Here is a 2,164-nt window from a genome sequence, read left to right as displayed (position 1 = left end):
CTCGGGGTCACACGGTCGATGGGTGCGGTCGGCACCAGTGCCGGCAACGCGGCCTGCGAGAGTTTCCATGCGTCCCTGAAACGCGAGACCCTCCAGGGCGCCCGCCACTACGGCGACGCCGGCGCCTGCCGCAGGCCTGTCTTCGCCTGGCTGGCCCGCTACAACACCCGCCGCCGGCACTCCGCCAACGGCCACCTCAGCCCCAACGAATACGAACGCCGACACCACACCGTTAAACTCACGCTCGCCGCGTGATCAATAACCGCGTGCCCACCTTCATGGGGGAAGCCCCTCGGTGATCTCACCCTTGAGAGCGGACTCCAGGAGCCGCTCGGTCAGCCCCGCTCTTTGCCGGAGCATGCTCTACGACGGACCGAGCGCTGGTGGGCGAAGGGGCCGAGGGTCACTCTCCTGGCGTATCACGAAAAGGTACCGATCCGTTGCATGGCGTATTGATGAAGGGGTACGCCGCAGCTTTCTGCCGTGATGCGTGGCCCGTTGCCCGTGTCGGCTGGGGCGGCTCTCGCGTCCGGCTGCCGGGCGCCTCCGAAAGGAACGATCCGCATGAGCTTCATATCGCGGCGCCGACTCGCCCGCGTCACCGCCCTCAGTTCCGCTCTCGCGCTGGCAGGTCTCTCGACCGGCGGACTCGCTCTGGCTGAGGGGGCCGGGGATACCTCCGACGCCCAGGGGTTCGGGCCGAATCCCACCGGCAGTCGTACCGTTCAGCCTTTGAAGAACGAGTGCACCACCGGAGAGCCTCAGAGCGTGTGCCGCAACATCGGCGTCACCGACGGCTGGTACGAGGGGAAGACCATCAAGTTCCTCTACACCCAGAACTTCTTCTGCGACCCCGCGGTCGCCTCCGGTGCGCCGAGCAAGTGTGAGGCGGGTGCCAAGTACCGGAACGTGCCGCCCGGGACGACCTCGGACAAGTTCACCGACCCGCTCTACATCCCGGTCCCGCTGTTCAAGCCGGCACCCAAAACCCTCCAGTGCCCCGCGAACGTTCCGTGCGTGGACCATCCCACGACCATCGATCTCTCCCGCCTCGCCTCGGCACTCAAGATGCCCGCCTCCGCGCTGAAGAACACCGAGCTGCCCGGCCACGACCACATCATCACCGACCGGAACAACAACCGGCCCGAGTGGTGGCCCGTCTACGTGGTGGCCGTCACCGACCCCGGATCGTTCGCCAAGATCCAGGAGGGCAAGAGCTTCGACACCGTCAAGAAGCTCGCCGCCAACCCCAACTCCGGTGTCAGCCAGCCCATACCCACCAACACCTTCCTCTGGTTCCAGACCCTCCCCGGAGCCAACAGCGGCGCCCCGAGCCGCGGCGACGCACCGGCCGGAGGCATCGCGGCGGGTGAGGGCGGTACACAGACGGTCCGTAACGCCGGGCTGATGGGCGCGGGAGCCCTACTCGCACTGGGCAGCATCGGAGCGTTCATCCACAGCCGCCGCAAGAGCTCCACCGACCGGGCCTGACCCGCGACTCCGGTCAGGCAGCGATGAGAACGACGGGCCACCACGGCGTCTGGACCGCGGTGGCCGCAGCGTGCGCGTTCGCCGCAGCGCTGGCGATCGCTTTCGCCGCCGTGGACCGTGCCGCCCCGCCACCATCCCCCACCGTTGCGGGAACCATCCCCTCCTCCCTGACCGAGGAACGGGCGGCCCGCCCCTCGGCCGCACCCCTGCCCCGCGCCCGTCCGACCAGAGTGACCATCCCCGCCCTGGGCCTCAAAGCCACACTCCAACCAGTCGGCCTCACCGCCCGCAGCCAGCTCCCGCTGCCCGCCGACCCGACGCGCGCGAGCTGGCTCAGCTCCTCGGCCGCGCCCGGCGAGAACGGAACCGCCGTCCTCGCGGGCCACGTCGACACCGACAAGGGACCGGCCGCCTTCTACCAACTCAGCGCCGCCACAACGGGTATGCGTATCGACGTGTCGCGAGCCGACGGCGCCACCGCCCGATTCGTCGTCACCGCGGTCGCGGTATACCCCCGCAGCCACTTCCCTCACAGTGTCTACGAGGACACCTTCGGTCCGAGCCTGCACCTGATCACCTGCACCGGCTGGGACAACACGGCCAAGGTCTACCGAGACAACGTCGTCGTCTACGCCACACTCAACGGATCGACAGAGAACGCTCCGTCACGGAA

General features: G+C 68.5%; 3 protein-coding genes. All 3 read left to right on the top strand.

All coding sequences use genetic code 11. From position 1 onward, the window contains the following. Nucleotides 1-255: integrase core domain-containing protein (locus GA0115242_RS01175; protein WP_237548540.1), on the top strand; the 255-nt coding region annotated here is incomplete at its 5' end. A gap of 513 nt (nucleotides 256-768) precedes the next feature. Continuing rightward, the gene (locus GA0115242_RS01170; RefSeq protein ID WP_093823528.1) at nucleotides 769-1,491 is read left to right on the top strand and encodes a hypothetical protein; all 723 of its coding nucleotides are present in this window, start codon (nucleotides 769-771) and stop codon (nucleotides 1,489-1,491) included. A 23-nt stretch (nucleotides 1,492-1,514) separates the two neighbouring features. After that, a partial coding sequence (locus tag GA0115242_RS01165; RefSeq protein ID WP_141721444.1) for a sortase domain-containing protein occupies nucleotides 1,515-2,164 on the top strand: 650 nt, incomplete at its 3' end.

Source organism: Streptomyces sp. SolWspMP-5a-2, from assembly GCF_900091845.1.
Classification (GTDB): Bacteria; Actinomycetota; Actinomycetes; order Streptomycetales; family Streptomycetaceae; genus Streptomyces; species Streptomyces doudnae.
The sequence above is the reverse complement of the archived record's forward strand: the minus strand, read 5'-3'. Positions and strand labels throughout refer to the sequence as shown.